Annotated in this window: 13 protein-coding genes; 12 read left to right on the top strand and 1 reads right to left on the bottom strand. The window is 34.6% G+C overall.

Annotation, left to right across the window (positions count from 1 at the left end; genetic code table 11):
• Window positions 1-247: 247 nt before the first annotated feature.
• The 10 genes from JOC47_RS05940 (at window position 248) to JOC47_RS05900 (ending at window position 14,581) form a co-directional block, all read left to right on the top strand.
• On the top strand, window positions 248-463 hold the full coding sequence (locus JOC47_RS05940; RefSeq protein ID WP_204701144.1) for a hypothetical protein: 216 nt from the start codon (window positions 248-250) through the stop codon (window positions 461-463).
• A 135-nt stretch (window positions 464-598) separates the two neighbouring features.
• Window positions 599-1,744: a two-component system sensor histidine kinase NtrB gene (locus JOC47_RS05935; RefSeq protein WP_204701143.1), complete on the top strand. Its 1,146-nt coding sequence runs from the start codon at window positions 599-601 to the stop codon at window positions 1,742-1,744.
• A gap of 355 nt (window positions 1,745-2,099) precedes the next feature.
• Window positions 2,100-3,281, top strand: coding sequence for a DUF116 domain-containing protein (locus tag JOC47_RS05930; RefSeq protein ID WP_204701142.1), 1,182 nt, complete (start codon window positions 2,100-2,102; stop codon window positions 3,279-3,281).
• A gap of 28 nt (window positions 3,282-3,309) precedes the next feature.
• Complete coding sequence (locus JOC47_RS05925) at window positions 3,310-4,758, top strand: ABC transporter substrate-binding protein (RefSeq protein ID WP_204701141.1); 1,449 nt, start codon at window positions 3,310-3,312, stop codon at window positions 4,756-4,758.
• Between the two features lie 78 nt (window positions 4,759-4,836).
• Window positions 4,837-5,046, top strand: a complete 210-nt coding sequence (locus tag JOC47_RS05920; RefSeq protein WP_204701140.1) for a hypothetical protein — start codon at window positions 4,837-4,839, stop codon at window positions 5,044-5,046.
• 243 nt (window positions 5,047-5,289) lie between these two features.
• Window positions 5,290-6,258, top strand: coding sequence for an ABC transporter permease (locus JOC47_RS05915; RefSeq protein WP_204701139.1), 969 nt, complete (start codon window positions 5,290-5,292; stop codon window positions 6,256-6,258).
• A gap of 12 nt (window positions 6,259-6,270) precedes the next feature.
• Window positions 6,271-6,588: an ABC transporter permease family protein gene (locus tag JOC47_RS15395; RefSeq protein ID WP_338035327.1), complete on the top strand. Its 318-nt coding sequence runs from the start codon at window positions 6,271-6,273 to the stop codon at window positions 6,586-6,588.
• A gap of 78 nt (window positions 6,589-6,666) precedes the next feature.
• A complete protein-coding gene (locus tag JOC47_RS15390; protein WP_338035326.1) occupies window positions 6,667-7,386 on the top strand; it encodes an ABC transporter permease in 720 nt (239 codons plus the stop codon).
• A gap of 210 nt (window positions 7,387-7,596) precedes the next feature.
• Window positions 7,597-11,793: an AAA domain-containing protein gene (locus JOC47_RS05905; protein ID WP_204701138.1), complete on the top strand. Its 4,197-nt coding sequence runs from the start codon at window positions 7,597-7,599 to the stop codon at window positions 11,791-11,793.
• 64 nt (window positions 11,794-11,857) lie between these two features.
• On the top strand, window positions 11,858-14,581 hold the full coding sequence (locus JOC47_RS05900) for an HAD-IC family P-type ATPase (RefSeq protein ID WP_204701309.1): 2,724 nt from the start codon (window positions 11,858-11,860) through the stop codon (window positions 14,579-14,581).
• 275 nt (window positions 14,582-14,856) lie between these two features.
• Here the strand turns inward: JOC47_RS05900 and JOC47_RS05895 are convergent, their stop codons facing one another.
• On the bottom strand, window positions 14,857-15,912 hold the full coding sequence (locus JOC47_RS05895; RefSeq protein ID WP_204701137.1) for a DNA-processing protein DprA: 1,056 nt from the start codon (window positions 15,910-15,912) through the stop codon (window positions 14,857-14,859).
• A gap of 702 nt (window positions 15,913-16,614) precedes the next feature.
• Here JOC47_RS05895 and JOC47_RS05890 point away from each other — a divergent pair.
• A complete protein-coding gene (locus JOC47_RS05890; RefSeq protein WP_204701136.1) occupies window positions 16,615-17,808 on the top strand; it encodes a YoqH family protein in 1,194 nt (397 codons plus the stop codon).
• 185 nt (window positions 17,809-17,993) lie between these two features.
• On the top strand, window positions 17,994-19,181 hold the full coding sequence (locus JOC47_RS05885) for a LysM peptidoglycan-binding domain-containing protein (RefSeq protein WP_204701135.1): 1,188 nt from the start codon (window positions 17,994-17,996) through the stop codon (window positions 19,179-19,181).
• Window positions 19,182-19,189: the final 8 nt, after the last annotated feature.

The following is a 19,189-nucleotide window of genomic DNA, read 5'->3' as shown; positions in this document are numbered from 1 at the left end:
TCACAGCCGGCTTATGCCGGCTGTTTGAATTAAAAAATAAATTTTATCAGTCTGTTGTGAAATATAATTTTATTTGCGATCAGATTTACTGTAATGCTATAATTAATTATAAAAGTAATTTAATAACATTATAAAATATTTAAGGATTAAATTGAAATTTAAGTTGGTTTTTGGCAGTTAAAATGTTATTATAAAGTAAAGTATCTTTAATTCGTGAACTATTTTTCTAAGAAAGAAGGTGTAAATAATGATTAAGAAAATAGGGTTTGGAGTTATAATTTCTTTAGTTTTATTATTATTACAAATTGGCTGGATAACTGGAATTATAATTTTATCGATTATTATAGCTGCTCAAGAAATTTATAGTTTAGCCTATTTACAAAGAAACAGAATTGATTGGAAAAATGTAGTTTTTACTGAATTAGGTGGTATAATAGTTTATGGGATTAGTTATTTTTTATAAATTTAATAAGATTAGTTATCCATCCTCAATTTCCAGGATGGATTTTTTATATTTGTAAATAAAAGAGGTCTTTTGAAAGATTTATGCAATTATATATATATAAGCAGTTTAATTGCTTGGATTGGAGTTTTTTTTATGAATTATATTCAGCAAGATAGACAACAATTAATCAATCAATTAGAAAAATTAGAAAAAGAAAATAATCAATTACGAAAATTTTTCAATAGGATTGAACTAGCAATAGGAGAAGGTAATTTAATAGTAGCCCAGTGTGACGAAGATTTAAGATATGAGTGGATTTATAATATTCATAGTAATTTTAATAACCAAAAGGCAGTGGGAAAACGAGATGATGAATTAGAGCAAGGACCAGGGATTGAAAAATTAATGAGTTTGAAACGAAAGGTATTAGAAACAGGTCAAAAGATAAGGCGAGGGATTACTTTTCACTTTTCTGACCAAGAAATTGTCTATTATGTAATGGCTAAACCTGTAATCAATGAACAAGACTCAATTGTAGGTGTTTTTACTGTTAGTGTAGATGTGACTGAATTTAAAAAGACACATCAGCAAATCATGCAGCAGAACAAAAATCAAGTAATGAGGCAATTAGCTTTAGGTATTTCCCATCAAATTAATAATATGTTAGCAATAGTCATGGGTGATGCTGAATTAATATTATTTGAGAGTAAAAAGAATGATAATCAATTACCACAAAAATCCATTCAGATGATTAATGATATTAAAAAACAATGTAACAAAGCTAAACAATTAATTTTAGATCTTAATTCTATGGTAGAGACTAAGAGTGATAATACTCAAAAGTGTTTAATTACAAATTTGATTGAAGATATATTGTTTGATTTTAATTGGCCTGAGTATAATGTTGAAGTAGAGAGAAGATATGAAGATGTTTCTAAAATAAAAGTTGATAAAAGTAAATTAAAAAAGGCGTTAAGTAATATAATTACTAATGCTTATCAAGCTGTTATGACTAAAGAAAATACTAAGATTACAATTGCAGTGACTGAAACTTCAAAAACGATTAGGATAAAGATCAAAGATACAGGAAGTGGAATGTCAGATGAAGTACAAGAAAAAATATTTCTTCCTTTATATACTACTAAAGGAGAGTGGTCGCAAGATAATAATCAAATTAAGGGTTTAGGCTTAGGTTTAACAATTGCTGAAAAAATCATTAAAGATCATCAAGGCGAAATAAAAGTAGAAAGTCAAGTTGGAGAGGGTAGTATCTTTATAATAGATTTAGCGAAAAATTAAATTGTATAGATGATGTTTACTTAAATTTAATCTAATTTTAAACTCTATGTAATGGATATTAGAGTGAATTATGATACACTATAAATGCAGGGCAAATATTGCCCTAACCGCCCATATATTATTTTATTTTTTTAGAACCTCATCTCCTTTAAGATTTCGGGAGCCAGTTACTGGCTCCTCTTTTTTTATTTTTGGTTGTGATTTTTTAGATTCCGTGGTAATAAGCAAGGAATATTAATAATTATCAAGAATTAATTAAAATAGTCAATAATAGCAATTTTAATTAGATCAAAGTTATGAATATAGAGATTTAATCTACTAAAAAGTATAAAATCAAAGAAATCAGGTGAGTATAATGGAAGAAATCACTTATGATTTGACCCAAGATAAGTATTATGAAGATATTAAAGATTTTGCTCAAAAATTAGTTGTTAAAGGAGAAGAAAATCATAGTAAAATCATTAATGATTTTATGAACTTTATTGCAGCAGAAGAAATTGAAGAACTGCGGGATCGTAAAGAATATATTTTTGAATTTTTATCTTTAGGAGTATTAGCTAACCTTTATTTGAATGATGTGCTGCAGACTTCAAAAACTTCTTATTTATTTATGCGTAAATTAATTGAGTTTAAAGCTAAGTACAGCAAGTTATCTAAAATAATTGATGTATTACAGGGGTTTTTAAATACTACTTTGCTTCACTCAGCCCAGCGTGATAATTATAATTATGAATTTGTGAATAAGGATGATCTTAATGAACTAATTATCTGGTTAGAGTCGATGGGAGAATATCAAGAAGAAGTACAGCGATTTAAAAATTGGCAAAAGTATTTTAATAGTAAATATTCAGTTAAAGTTAGTTATGATTTAAAAGTAGCTCTGAAGTTTGCTCAGTGGTTTCAAAAACAAGGTCAAGCAAGATTGAGTCAATATACTAAGAATGTAAAGACTTTTTTAAAGGGGAAACAGAATAAACATTTATGGAGACAAGATATATTGCTGCGAACTAAAGCAGAACCAGAGTATCATTTGAACATGCTAGGAATAGAGATTATTAATCAAGTGCAGCGTAAAGATTTTTTAGAAACAGAAGAAAGAGTGATTTTAGCTCCAACTTGTATGAGAGATAAATCTGCTGCTGAATGTGCTGCCCAGGAGACAGATTTGGGTTTACAGTGTACTCATTGTGATCGAGATTGTAATATTAATTTAATTGATAGTTTAGGCAGTCAAGGTGATTTTGAAGTTGTAATTATTGACCATGCTTATAGTTTTGCAGATTACTTTGCTCAATGGAGAGAGCAGCAGCAGACAGGATTAATTGTAATTGCTTGTGTTCCTAATTTATTATTGATAGGATATCAATTGCAACGTCTTAATATTCCAGCTCAGGTAATGCCTTTAAATTATTGCGGATGTCAATTGCATTGGTGTGAGAAAGGAGTAACTACTGATATGAATTTAGATCAATTATTAGTTACTTTACGGGAAGATCCCCAAGAGAAGTTTATTCAAATGAGTATTTTTAATGATTAAAAGAAGAGAGAAGGGAGTAGTTTAAATAATGTTAAAGAATTTAGATAGCAAAAGTAGAATTGTTAGTTTAGTAATGTTAGTATTAAGTTTAGCTTTAATACTAACAGCTTGTGGTGGGAGTTCGAATCCTCCTCAAAAGCAAGCAGACAGTAAATTTGGTGGTAATTTAATTTCAACTGAGTTAGGAGATCCTAAGACTTTTAATCCTATTATGGCGCAAGAGACTTCTAGTAGTAATATTTTTGAGGGCTATATTTTTGAAAGTTTAATTACTGTGAATGGTAAAACAACAGAATTAGAGCCTGGATTAGCCAAAAGTTGGTCAGCAAATGATGATGGTACTGTCTGGACTTTTAAGTTGAGAAAAGATGTCAAGTGGAATGATGGAGAAGAATTTAGTGCTGAAGATGTTATCTTTACTTATAATGTGATTTATGATGAAGATATACCGACTAGTACTCGTGATGTATTAACAATTGGGGGCCAAAAGATTAAAGTAGAAAAGGTTGATAAGTATACAGTTAAAATGACTTTGCCGCAGCCTTTTGCACCATTTTTAAGACAGCAGCCACCGATTATACCTAAACATAAATTATATCAAGCTTGGCAAAATGGTGAGTTTAAAGAAAAATGGGGAATTGATACTGACCCGGCTAAAATAGTAGGGACGGGACCATTTATAATAGCAAATTATAAACCTGGTGAAAGGATAGTGATGGAAGGAAATCCTCATTATTGGCAAGAAACTGAAAGTGGCAAAAAGTACCCTTATGTTAAACGATGGGTTCGGGAAATAGTGGATAGTACTGAAACTCAAGTTTTGAAATTTGAACAGCAAAAAGTGGATTTCATCTTAGTACCTAATAAAGATTACCGGCGTTTAAAGAAAAAATCTGAACAAGAAAATAATAAATATCAATTAGTTAATGCGGGGCCAACTTTTAGCAGCAATTTCGTAGTTTTTAATATGAATCCTCGCAATCCTGAGTTAGATAAAAAACCGTGGAAATTAGACTGGTTTACTAACTTGCATTTCCGTCGGGCAGTAGCTCATGCAGTTGATAGAGAGACAATTACTGAGCAGGTCTTTGCTGGTTTGGCTACCCCGCAGTGGAGTCCAGTGAGTAAACCTAATCAGCAATTTTTAAATGAAGATGTGCAAAAGTATCATTATGATTTAGATAAAGCAAGAGCTGAATTAAAAGAAGGCGGTTTTAGTTGGAATGAGCAAGAGCAACTAGTTGGTCCTAATGGTCATCGTGTAGAATTTAATTTTGTTACTAATGCTGGTAATAAAGACCGAGAAGCAATGTTGAATATAATTGCTAATGATTTAACTGCCTTAGGAATGAAAATTCATACAACACCAATTGAATTTAATAAGATGGTTAAACAATTAACTTCCGAATGGAATTATGATGCTATTTTAATTGGTTTTACAGGGAGTATAGAGCCTAATGTAGGGGCCAATGTCTGAAAATCAAGTGGTAGTTTACATGCTTGGAATCCGCGGCAAAAGAAGCCCGCTACTGAATGGGAAGCAAGAATTGATGAGTTGTTTAAAAAAGGTGTGCAGGCTACTTCTGTAGAGCAAAGAAAAAAATATTATGATCAGTGGCAGGAAATTGTAGCTGATAAGGTACCAGTTATTTATACTGTTGCTCCTAATGCGATTTATGGAGTGCGGGATAGAGTTAAGAACACTGAAGTGAGTGCCTATGGTGGAGTTAGTTGGAATGCGGAAAAAATTTATATAAAGCAATGAAGAAGTAAAGAGTAACGAGTGATGAGTGAAGAGAGTAAAGAGAAAAGCGGTAAGACAGTAAAACAGTAAGAACAGTAAGACAGTGATGAGTGACGAGAAAAGAAAAAAACAGTAAAGAAGTCAAAATTAAAAAAGGAAAAAGAAGTAATAAAACTAAAATATAATAGATGAATTTGAGGTAGGGATCATATCCCTGCCTCTTGAATAAGAAGACTATTGAGTAGGAGAGAAGGGAGTTGAATTATGTTATCTTATATTGTCCGGAGGTTACTGCAGATTGTACCGTTATTATTAGCGATTTCGCTAATTGGTTTTTTCGTGATGCAGTTAGCTCCAGGGAATTATCTCGATACATTGAAGATGAATCCTAATATTTCTGATCAATTAGTGCAGCAGCTAAAAGAGGATTATGGTCTTGACCAGCCGGTATGGAAACAATATGTACTTTGGTTGTGGCGGGCGCTGCATTTAGATTTTGGTCGTTCTTTTAAATGGAATGTGCCTGTGAGTCATGTGATTGGGACAAGATTATTGAACACCTTAATATTATCTTCGGCAGCTTTGCTAATTGGCTGGGTAATTGCGATTCCCATTGGTGTTTACGCCGCGACTCATAAATATCAGTGGAGTGATAATCTAGCGACTGTATTTGCTTTTGTTGGTTTATCGATTCCTAATTTTTTCTTTGCTTTATTATTACAATATTTAATTACTCAGAGTGGAATCGATTGGCCGATTAATGGCATGACGAGTATGAATTATGAATGGCTTTCACAGTGGGGGAAAGTAATTGATGTTGCTCAGCACTTAGTCATTCCAGCGGTGGTCTTAGGTACAGCTTATGTAGCTGGATTAATGCGGCAAATGCGGGGTCAAATGCTAGAAACTATAAATGAAGATTATATTAAAACTGCTCGAGCTAAAGGGTTATCAGAACAGAAGGTAGTTTATAAGCATGCGTTTCGTAATGCAGTGAATCCTTTAATTACTATTTTAGGTTTTAGTATTAGTACTTTATTAAGTGGGGCTGCTATTACGGAAATTGTAACTGGATGGCCTGGTTTGGGAAAAATGATGTTAGAGGCAGTAATGTCGCGTGATATATATTTGGCTCAAGCGGGATTAATGATGAGTAGTTTATTATTAATAGTTGGTAATTTAGCGGCTGATATATTATTGGCAGTAGTAGACCCAAGGATTAGATATGATTAAGGAGGTTGCAAGGTGGAAGATAGTAGTCGAGTAGGAAAGGAAGATTTAGCAGCATTAGCAGATCAGGAGTCAAGTTTGCAGGTTTTTTGGTGTTATTTTAAGCGCCATAAAATAGCTTTGATTAGTGGAATCATAATTATAAGCTTATATCTATTAGTTATTTTTGCTGGGTTTTTAGGACCCTATGGACCCACTGAAACCTTTAAGCAGCATTTTTTTCATGCTCCCAGTAAAATTCATTTATTTGATGATGGTGGACTAACTTGGCCCTATGTCTATGAAACTAAAAAGGTAGGTTGGGGAGAGTTTAAAGAAATTAAAACGGAGTAATATCCGTTAAAATTCTTTTACGAGGGCACTCAGTATAAATTTTGGCACTTAATCCCGACCCGGCTTCATCTAGTCGGGGTGGAAGAACCTGCTCATCTCTTTTTATTAGGGACTGATAATTATGGGCGTGATTTATTAACTCGTTTATTACACGGGGGACGTGTTTCGATGTTTCTTGGTTTTGCTGGAATATTGATCACTAGTTTCTTTGGTTTGCTGATAGGAGGAATTGCTGGTTATTATGGAGGCTGGATTGATAATTTATTAATGCGCGGTGTAGAAGTGATGCTTAGTATCCCTAGTTTTTATTTATTATTAGCTTTAGCTGCTGTTTTGCCTATTGAGATGTCGTCTACCCTCAGATTTTTCTTAATTATTATAATTTTATCATTTATCGGTTGGGCAGGGATGGCAAGAGTAATTCGTGGTTTGGTGTTATCAATTAAAGAAGAAGATTATATTACTGCAGCTAAGGCCATTGGAGCTAGTGATTGGCGAATAATTACTAAACATATCTTACCACGAACTTCTACTTATGTAATTGTGCGGGCTACTTTAGCTATTCCTAGTTATATTATTATGGAATCAGCTTTAAGTTTTATTGGTTTAGGGATTCAACAACCAGAAGCTAGTTGGGGTAATATGCTTTCTGCAGCACAATCAGTGACTAAAATGACTTCTTTTCCCTGGTTATTACTGCCGGGAGTGATGATTTTTATAGCTGTATTGAGTTTTAATCTTTTAGGTGATGGTCTGCGTGATGCCCTTGATCCTAAGTCTGTAGAGGATAGACATTAAACAGAAACAATCTTAAGCATATACTCTAAAATTAAATGCATATATGTTTAAAGCTAAGTTGAAAATAAAGAAAGAAGAGTAGATTGGATTAATGTGAAATAATTTATAATTGATAGAGGTAATAAGATAGTTTTGTAAAATTATTATACAATAGAAGTAATTTCTTTTACATGTTATTTTTTTGTTGTTAATAGAAGGGGGTTTAGTAGGATGGCGAAGCAAGAATTGCGAGCTAAAGCTCATAAGATTTTTGATTATTTAGCAGATGTTGTTAAATTAGGCTATAAGGTAGTTTATGATCTGCAGGATCATGATGATTTTTTATTGACTGCAGCAGAAATTAAAGAAGTGCAGCACTTGAAAATTAGTAATGAGTTTTATTTGCCGCAGGGTGAATTATTGACTATGCAGCGTTTACAAGAGACTCCTCACTCTAAAGAAGAAAATAAAACAGCAGCAGTGACTGCTAATCATAAATTGTTTGATAAGTTATTTAATATTAAGCAGCGTTTAGAGTATGAAGAAAAGACAGAATTGGTCTTAGGATATGGTATTTTGCTGTGGGAGCAAGAAGGAAAGCAGTTAAGATATCCACTTCTAACTCGTAATGCAGTAATTGAACATCAACCAAAGGAAAATAAAATTAGAGTAGTTGCCCCTGATGATGCGCAGTGGAAGTTAGAAGTAGAACCGTTAATTGATGTAGGAGCTACGCAATTAGCTGCGCTGCGAGAAAAATTTAATCAAATTAATAGCCTTAATTCCACAGGAGATAATCCTTATTTAGATCTATTGTATGAAGCAACAGGAATTACTGCTGATGGAGAAGTGATTACTAGTTCAGAACCTGCCCAAGCAGCAATCACTGAAAATTTGCAGATTGTTGATGATTGGGTTTTATTTATGCGTCAGCGTAAACAGAATGAAGTATTGAATGATATTGAAGCTTTTAAAAAGCAGTTAGCAGATGATAAAATAACTTTAGCAGATAGTATTAAAAATATTTTATCGGACCCAGAAGAAAGTAATTTTGAATGGGAGGATAAGAATTTTCATGATGAATGGAGTAGTTATTTAGACCAAGAGATACTTTTTCCTAAGCCAGCTAATGATGAACAAGTGAAAATTTTAGACTGTCTAGAACAGTCTAATGGTGTGGTAGTACAAGGTCCGCCGGGGACAGGTAAAAGTCATACTATTGCCAATTTAGTCTCTCATTTTATGGCTCAAGGAGAGAAAGTACTAGTTACTAGTCAAAAAGACCAAGCACTTAAGGTATTAACTGATATGATTCCTCAGCAATTACAGTCATTGACAATGCCGGTTTTTCAGACTGATGTACATCGCAAAGAAAAATTAGAAGAAGTAGTTACAGATATTTCTGATATTGTCTCTAATCAAAGTTATGCGCAGTTGAAATCTGATGTAGAAGAGTTAGAAGAACAATTTGCTACAATTAAAGACAGATTAGAGATCGTAGTCGATGATTTACAAGAGTTAGGTCAAGCAGAATTAGAAGTTAGAACTGAGAGTATGAAGTATTCTTTACCGCCTGCTAAAGCAGCTAAAAAAGTGGCTCATGAACAGGAGAAATATAGCTGGTTTAAAGATGAACCGGATTATGAAGTCAAGCAGCAAGATGGTGTTGTATTATTAAAGAGTGACTTTCCTTTAACAAAAGAAGAATTGGAGACGATGCAGCAATTAAGAGCAGAGCTAAAACCTAATTTAGATGAACTAGTTCAGTATGAACTACCAGATATTGATAAATTAGTAGATTTGCAAAAATACCGCATTATGTCTCATCAACTAAAAGAAGCTAGAGAATTAAAGAATAAAATAGAACATGATTATCCTGATTTAGTATTTAAAGTGACTGAAGATGAAGTAGGAGAATTGCTAGAGCTAATTAAAGAAACTTTAAATGTTTATAATCAAGTCAGTTATTCGCGCAGTTTAAACTTTATTAAGAAAAATCAAGATGCCAAAGAGGAATTAAAAACTGCAATTGATGAATTAGGGATAATAGTTGAGCAGATAACTGAATTGCAACAGCAGGTAGGGAGTACAACTAAAGTTGATTTAGATAAGCGAATTAAACTAAGAGATTATTTAGAATATGTAGAAGATGCTATTGCTCGTGTTAAAGAATCTAAAAGTGTTATATCTTGGTTTAACCTTTTTAATAATGCTAAAAAACAGGCTTTAAGAAATATAAGGATTAATGATCATGAAGTATCTGATTTAGAAGAATGGATTGCAGTAAGAGATTATATTAAGTTAAGACTAACGATTGAAAAGTTCATTGCACATTGGCAGGGTTTAGAGAATAGTTTTATGGGACAATTGCCTGAATTTTCGACGCAAGTAACTGCTAAAATCAAACATAATTATGAGCAGTTGCAGCAAGCTTTTCTTTATAAATATGAATTACGGCCGCAGCTAAAAGAGAGACTAGATGATACTATTATTGGAGAATTAGATGTTGAACAGCGTGATTTTGCTGAACAACTGAGAGATTTATATTATGTCTTTAAGTTAAAAGAGGAAGAAAGTAATTTAAGTCGTGCTCAAGAGTTATTTGATTCTATGCGACAAGAATTAAAAATTTATCAAGAACAGAATGGGCATCCTGCTGTAGAACAATTAATTGATTGTTTAAATATCACTGCAGTAGAAGAATTAGAAGATAAAATAGCTCAGTGGTCGATTTATTATAATCAATTGCAGGAATTAGAAGAATTAAAACCTCAATTCAAAGAATTTGAAGAATTAGTAGATAAATTAGCTACTCAAGCTCCACAGTGGGCAGAAAAATGCTTGGATGCAAATTATGAAGTATTAGATTTAGATCTAAGTGATTGGCAGGAAGCTTGGGAACATAAGGTTTTAGAGTCGTATTTAAAAGAGATTATTAGTCAGCAAGAAAAAGTAACAGAATTAGAGACACAACAAGAAGAATTTCAAGAACAGTTAACTAATTTAAAGCGTAAATTAGTTTTAGCTAAAGTGAAATTGAAATTAAAAGAAAATACTTCACAGGCTGATATTAATGCCTTGAAGAAATGGAAACATGCAGTTAATAGAATTGGTAAAGGTACGGGGAAGAATGCTGCTAAATGGAGTAAAGAAGCGCAAAAGTATATGAAAAAGGCTAAAAATGCTGTTCCCACGTGGATTATGCCGCTTTATCGTGTGTCGGAGACGATTACGCGGGAGATGAATTCTTTTGATGTGCTAATCATTGATGAAGCTAGCCAGTCGAATATCACAGCATTATTGGCTTTGGCCCGGGCTAAAAAGGTGATTGTTGTGGGAGATGAAAAACAGATTAGCCCTAGCGTAGTAGGAATTTCTCGGGATAAGATTGAGGTCTTTATTGAACAGCATTTAAAAGATTTAGCTAATAAAAATATGATGGATTTAAAGACGAGTCTTTATGATATTGCTAAAGCTACCTTTGACGGACGCTATAATTTAATGTTAAAAGAACATTTCCGCTCACTGCCTGAAATTATTGAATTTAGCAATCAAAATTTCTATGAAGGAAAGATATTACCGCTGCGTAATGTACGCGAAGAGCAAAGATTAAAGCCAACTTTAGAAAATATTTACCTCAAAGAGGGAGAAATTGATAGTAAGGGTAAAGTAAATAAACGAGAAGCAGAAGTTATTTGTGAGAAAGTGAAGGAATTAAGCCAAGATCCAATGTATCAGGATAAAACTTTTGGGGTTGTCTCTCTTAAAGGAAAGAAGCAGGCGGAATATATTGCTGCTAAAATTGATGATTATCTAACTCCCCAAGAGCAAGAAGAGCATAAATTTTTAGCTGGTGATGCTTATACATTCCAGGGAGACGAAAGAGATGTAATGCTATTATCAATGGTGGTTGCTAGTAATCGGCGCTTTAGAGCTTTAACGCGAAGTAGTGCCCGGCAGCGTTTTAATGTAGCAGTTAGTCGAGCTAGAGATCAAGTGATTTTAGTGCATTCGGTTAAATTAGAGCAGGAATTAGATAATGAAGATGATATGCGCTATAAATTATTAGATTATATTAAAAATCATCAGTACTTAGAGCAGAAAAACAGAAGCGTTAAGTGTGAAACACAGTTAGAAAAGGATGTTTATCAGTGGTTAAAAGCTGAAGGATACAATGTAACGGTTAAGGAACAAATCGGCAATCATGTGCTTGACCTAGTAGTTAAAGGAGAACAAAATCGAATGGCGATTGAGTGTGCTGGTGATCAATTTTATTCGCCTGAACAATGGTGGGAGGATAAGAGAAAACAGCGGCAGTTAATTAGAGTTGGCTGGGATATTTATAACCTGCAGGGGGCTAGTTTTTACCTTAATGCTGAACAGTGCAAAAGGCAGCTCAAACGAAGGATAGAAGAAAGTTTGAATTAAAGTATTTCTGTCAGATAGAGAAAATAATAAAAAGATATATTTCCTTAATAATGTTTAATTACTAATTACTAAGGAGGGATTAATTATATCTAAATCTACTGAAGATTATTATCAACAGGATTTAGAGCAATTAATAGAGAACTTCGCAGTTGATACAGAAACTGGTCTGAGCAGTAGTGAAGCTCAACAAAAATTAAAAGAATATGGGCCAAATAAGTTAGAAGAAAAAAGTGAAGTCTCAATTTGGGAAGTACTATTAGAGCAGTTTAAAGATATAATTGTATTAATTTTGTTAGTTGCTGCAATTGCTGCTTTTGCGATTGGTGATGTAATAGAAGGGGCGGCTGTGTTAGCAGTTATTATATTTAATGGAGCCTTTGGATTTATTACTGAGTATAAAGCTGAAAAATCTCTTGCCGCTTTAAAAGAGGTGATTTCACCAACTGCAAAAGTAATCCGCGGCGGAAAAACGATTGAAATTGAAGCAACTGAAGTAGTCCCTGGTGATATCTTAGTAATTGAAGAAGGGGACCGGGTTGCGGCTGATGGTCGACTGCTTGATGCGGATAAACTGCAGATTAACGAATCACTTTTAACAGGAGAATCGGAGACGGTAGCGAAAGACCATAATTTCACGGTTGATGAAGAGATAGCTTTAGCTGAAAGAGAGAATATGGTCTATATGGGAACTTCAGTGACCAGAGGTAATGCGGAAGTACTGGTAACTGGAACCGGTACTGACACTGAAATGGGCCAAATTAGTGACATGCTGCAAGAGACTGAACAAGAAGAAACTCCGCTCGAAGAAAGATTGGATACAATGGGTAAAGCCTTAGTTAAAATCACTTTGGTAGTGGCAGTGATTGTGACAGGGATTGGAATTTTGGTCGGACAGCCAATCAAAGAAATGATTAAAACAGGTATTGCCTTAGCAATTGCTTCTGTGCCTGAGGGATTACCAATTGTAGCAACTATCACTTTAGCAATTGGCATGAACAAAATGGTAGATAAAAATGCCTTAGTTAGGCGTTTGTCGGCAGTAGAAACACTGGGTTCAACGACTACTATTTGTACTGATAAAACAGGTACAATTACTGAAAATCAAATGACTTTACGCCAGATTATACTGCCTGATGCTGAGATAAATGTAACGGGCACGGGCTATGAGCCGCAGGGTGAGTTTGAAGATGCAGACGGTAGTCAGTTAACTGCAACTGAGAAAAAGAATTTAGATCTCTTTTTACAGTCAGGAGCTTTATGCAGCAATGCTGCGATTAATCAAGATGAAACAGGAGCTTGGAAAGTAGTAGGCGATCCAACTGAAGGGGCATTAGTAACTGCTGCCCACAAGGCTGGTTATGATAAAGAAAAAATGGAAGATAATGATTATCAACGTTTAGAAGAGATTCCTTTTAGCTCGGAATTGAAATATATGGCTGTCTCTTATGAGATTCCCGACGGCGATTATATTTTTGTTAAAGGTGCGCCGGATGTAGTTTTAGAAATGTGTGATCAGGAATTAACTACTGACGGAAAGAAAGAACTAACCGAACAGAGGATTGATGAGCTAACCGAGCGCAATCAAGCCTTGGCCCAAAATGGCCTGCGTGTCTTAGCTGTTGCTTATCGAGCCGATGTGAGGGCGGAAACTGAAGCTGAAATTGAGGAAGCAATTGAATCTAGTTTGGTTTTTGCAGGATTAGCTGGTATTATGGATCCCCCGCGGCAAGAAGCAGCTAATGCAATTCAAGAAGCGCAAGCAGCAGGAATTGAAACTAAAATGATTACTGGTGATCAACGCGATACTGCTGTTTCTATTGCTGAAAAAGTTGGGATTAGCAAAGATAGCAACTCTGATTTATCAGGGCAAGAATTTGATGCTATGACGACAGCAGAGCGTAGTAGTGCAATTAAGACTCATTCGGTATTTACGAGAGTGTCGCCGGAAAATAAATTAGAAATTATTGATGCTTTAAATCAAAATAATGAGATTACGGCTATGACTGGTGACGGCGTTAATGATGCTCCAGCTTTGAAAAAAGCTGATATTGGAGTAGCTATGGGCCAACGCGGTACTTCTGTAGCTAAGAATACGGCAGATATAGTCCTGCTTGATGACAGCTTTAGTACAATTGTTAGTGCTATTAAGCAAGGGCGAATTATTTTTGATAATATTAAGAAGTTTATGTACTATCTCTTTTCAAGTAACTTAAGTAAAATTATTCTTATTTTCTTAGGTATAGTACTACAAGTGCCTGTTCCAATGTTAGCGTTACAGATTTTATGGTTAAACCTAGTAATTGATGTCTTCCCAGCTTTATCTTTAGGATGGGAAGTAGCAGAACCTAATGTCATGAGCAGGTCACCGCGTGACCCTGATAAGCCGATTTTACATGATGATTTTAAGAAAGAAATTTTGCTGCACAGTAGTTTGATTGCTGCTGGAGCCTTGGTTACTTATTTAATAGTCTTAAACAGCGGATATAGTGTGGAGTTAAGTCGCACCATTAGTTTTGCTGTGTTCTCCTTTACCCAGTTGCTGCATGCCTTTAATGTTCGACGGCAAAAGGGAACTGGATATGACAAGTCAGTATTAGAAAATCCATATTTGATCTTGTCGATTGTAGTTAGTTTTCTATTACAGATACTAGCTATTTATAATCCGTTTTTACAGACAGTTTTAAAGACTACGGCTATTCCGTTAGGAATGTGGCCGGCTATTTCACTAGGATTTATTATTCCGAATGTAATAATTCAGGTACTGAAGATTAGACAAAGCAGCACTTAATAGCTGTAATTAGCTGTCAACTATCAGTAGTAGTCAGCTAAAAGCTAAAAAAGAACTAGCTAAAAGAAGCCATGCCCGAAAGGGCATGGCTTCTTTGTCTTAAAAAGAGTTTGCCTTTATGTTCTTAACTTCAATATCCTATCTTTTCTTCTAAGTGCTGAGAGCTGACAACTAAGAGCTTTCAACTAGTAATATTTCAACTCCTGCCTCACTGCTCAGAGCTCATAGAGTCTTCGTCTAACCGTTGAAGGTTGACAACTGAACGCTGACAGATTCTAAAACTGAAACGTTAATTCTTCTTGCTGTAATCTTTCAAACTCGTCTATTAACTCCCGAGGACAAGAAAGGGAGTTAATTTTATCTAAGCGCTGTTGTGATTTAATCTTAAAATTGTCATTTGGTTCTTTAAGGCCGACTAACATCAAATTACCTTCAATTTTTTCTTCAGGTAAAATACTTGGCGTAGTCGGTTCCCAGACATAAACTTGCTTTCCCTGCCGCAGTGCATAGTTAGTTGTGTGTAGTGTACCTCCAGTTCGGCCAGTTTCTACAACAAAGATACCTTTAGTTAACCCACTCTGCAGTCTATCCCGCCATTTGAAAAAGTGGGGGGCTGTGGAGGTTGAAGGAGCAACTTCGGACAATAAAAAACCGCCGCTACTTATAATTTCTGCAGCTAAATCTTTATTTTCCGGGGGATAAATATCTGCTGCCAAGCCGTGGGCCAAGACTGCCCCGGTTAAACCGTTGGCTTCTAGTGACCCCCAGTGACCATTCGTGTCACACCCAGCGGCTAAACCGCTGATATTCCACCAACCGTGTTCACTTAAGATTCTGCCGGCTGAATGGGCAATATTCTGACCGTACTGTTCACAGTCGCGCGAGCCTACTACGGCTAAGGATTGCTGCAGGGCGGCATCAGATGGGAGTTGGCCCTGGTAAAATAAGACTACAGGTGGCGTAGCAATTTCTTGCAGTGGTGCCGGATAATCTTTGCTTTCATATTCTAAAAAATTGATATTATTTTTTTGACAAAGTTCTAATTCGGTTTCTACTTGAGATGTTAATTTGTTGAGATATTCTTGATTTAAAAACACCTGCTTAGCCTTTTTAACGCGGCTTTCATAGTATTGATTATGATCAAAAGCAGTGGTGATTATATTTTCACGCTGCTGTTTGCTACAGGAAAAAATATTTATTTCTTGCCTGAGTGAATGCTGAAAGATAGTAGTTAAAAGGTGCAAACTTAATTTTGACTGCGGATATTTTTTCTGTTCATAATCGCTCACAATTAAAGCAAATTTCATATAATCTTTTTGTGTGTAAAGCAAAATTTCACCTCCAGGTTTAAGTAATAATGGATAATAGATAATTAAATTCAAGACCATTAAAAGCAAAAAATGAAATGATTACAGATAGCAACTATAATATTTTGCTTTTAACCGAAAATTATATTCGAAATAAAAAACAAAGATTAATGTCCTTGTAACTAATAAATTGCTGATAAGCAGTGAAAAACCTGCAATTTATTAAAAATAAAGTGTAGGTTAAACTAAGATTTAATTCACTGGACCGCATTTTTGGTAGATTAAATTTAAAATATAAGCGGCAATCATGCCATACAGTGTAGCGGATAAATAATATAAAACTAGGGTTAGTGAAGTAGTATTAATTATTTCTTGAGCGTTTAAAATAGAACTTGAATATTATTCTCTAGTGGAAGAAAGAATATTAATTTTTAAAATAGCTATTAATTATTCTGGTCACAGAGAAGATATGAGCAACATAATTTTCATTTAAACAACTAAACTATGCAGAAAATTATTTGGTCCAATAGATTTATAACGGGTAATAAACCACTTTTCTCTACTATAATCATCTCAAGCACATATATTATATAATAAATCATAAGGATTCTCGGCTAAATTTATAATAATTTTCATATTTAAAATGTTAGTAGTTGGGCTCAAGACTATGAATTAAGCAACTAATTTAGCCGAGAGTACTATATCATATTAATTGAGGTGGTTGGTTTGAGTGAGCAAGAAGTTAATTGTAAAGGAGAAACTTATACTGTTCAAGCGGGCTATACTTTAAATCAGATAGCGCAAAAATATAGGGTAACTTTAGAGGAATTATTAGCTGTTAATCCGCAAATAGAAAATCCTAATCTTATTTTTGTTGGTCAGATAATTTGTATTCCAAGTGTAGCTGTAGTACCTAAAAAAAATATAATTTTAATGACTTATACTGAATATTTAGCATCTATTTCTCAATTTATTGCTCGCACAGTTGAAGGATTGGTTTTAGTGCAGGAGTTAGAAAATGGGAAAGCGGTTGTGACTTTTTTTGGTGCCAGGTTACCTGCTCCCCAAGAATTAAAAGGAGATGCGTTTGATTCTTATTTAGGCGAGATAAATATTGCTGATGAACGTTATTTTGCTAATTTAGAGATTGTGATAGAAGAATTTAGTTATTTTATTCAGAGCGGAACAATTACTATTGAGAAGCCGATTTTAGTGGGAACAATAGTCATTCCGGATAATCCGTTTGCTGTATTTAAAAGCAAAATAGCCATTAAGCTCTATAATCAAGTTGAAAGGGTAATGTCTGATTCTTTATTAGTAGGTAGAGTAATTAAAGATGAACTAAAGCATAGCTGTGAAGGAATAAGTTATGTTATTCAACCAGAAGATACGCTTTATCAGATAGCTCAGAAACTTAATATTTCAGTTGAAATGTTACTTACAGCTAATCCACAGTTAGAAGACCCTAGTCAACTTTATATTGGGCAGCCGCTTTGTATTCCAGAAGGAGTTGTTCCGCTGAGCAAATGGGCTGTAGTATTAGCTCCTCCTGCAGGTAGAGAATTGTCTTCTTTAGCTGGTGGAGTAGCTTTGCTGGATAAATTAGAGGAGAATAATTATGCTGCAACCTTTGTTGTTACTGGAGTGCCTGCTCCGGAAGAATTGGAAACTGCTGAGTTTAATGATTATTTAGCTGTAGTCGAAATTGCTGGGGAAGAATATACTAGTATTCTGAAAAAGACTACTTCCAGCAACCAAGAACCAACTTGGGCGGGAGTAGTTGTGATTTCCAATAATCAGTCTGTGGAGCCTCAAAATAGTAGATTAAACGTGTTTCCGGTTAATAAGATAACTAAATCTAGAGGTGATGTTATCTTAAGTGGAACTGCTGATAGGCAGAAGATCATCCGAAATTTATAAATTTAAAAATGATAAATAAGTAGTTTTTACTTTCATCACAGTTTAGAAATAATATCAAATTGTTTCTAAACTGTTGTTATTCAGCTCAGTGGGGAGCCTATTAGCAGTTTCTGCCTATCAATGCAATAACCAAAATATTTTATCAGGCATATAATAATATAAACTACTAGTTAGAGGTGATTGAAATGAGTGACGGCAGAAAGTGTAAAGGAGAAGTTATACTTGTGAGAGCAGGAGATACATTATATAAAATTGCTCAAAGATATGGAATTACCCTAGAAAGTTTGTATGCAGCTAATCCACAGTTGGGAGGTTCTAGTCAGATTGATGTAGGGCAGAAACTCTGTATTCCTACTGCCAATGGGGGTGATGAGTTTATAAAAGAAGCGGTATTACTGCTGCCGCCAATGTTGCCTACTCTTGAAGAAAATAATCTTCCTATCCCCTATGATTTAGGCGGAACAATGTTGTTACAGCAGATAGATGATGATGCTTATGAGGCAGTCATATTTGCTACAGGGCTGCCTAGTTTAGAAGAGTTAGGAAATTTTGATTCTTATGTGACTTTAGTAACTAGGATGAATGAATATGATTCTCCTCCGGAAATTGGAAACTATAGATATACTAAAGTTTTGAAAAAAACTACCCGAACAGCTGGTGGTTCTCTGCAACCAGTTTGGTCAGGAACTTTAGGTACGATAGATCCGGAGGAATATTTGATCAGGGTTTTTGCTTTACATCAGACCACTGGTCGAACATCAGAAGGAAATATTTTAATTGAGGAAGATTATTCTGAATATGGAACAACTTATCGAATTCAAGCCGGAGATACTTTAAGTAAAGTAGCAGAAAAATATAATTTGACTTTGGACCAATTACTAGCTGTAAATCCTGATATAGGAGATCCAAGCCAAATTTTTGTAGGTCAAACGATTGTGCTGCCGCCGGAAGCTTCTATACCGAGAAAATATACGGCAGTAATGACTGCTTCAGATTATTTTAAGCCTGTTCCACCTTGGACTGGGGGAGTAGTTTTAGCTCAATATACACCTGACAGAGGATATGTTGTAACATTTGGTGCAGTGGGGATACCGCCTGTGCCTGAGGTTATAGGTGATGAGTTAGAGTATGATAGCTATTTAGCTACGATCAATATTCAACTTGGGTTTGAACAGCAGCTTTCTTATTATGCTGTTTTAGAACGAGTTGTTACTCCAGTCCAGGGTTCAATCTGGGCAGGAACAGTAATTTTACCTCCGGAATTGCCATATAGTGTGCAGGGAGCGGAGGTCAATATTAGACCATATTATCAACCGGATGAGATATCAGGAGCAGAAATTTTATTATCTGGCAAGATAGCGGAGGAATTTTAGGATTATGA

It is taken from the genome of Halanaerobacter jeridensis, assembly GCF_016908315.1.
In the GTDB taxonomy this organism is placed as follows: domain Bacteria; phylum Bacillota; class Halanaerobiia; order Halobacteroidales; family Halobacteroidaceae; genus Halanaerobacter; species Halanaerobacter jeridensis.
The sequence above is the reverse complement of the archived record's forward strand: the minus strand, read 5'-3'. Positions and strand labels throughout refer to the sequence as shown.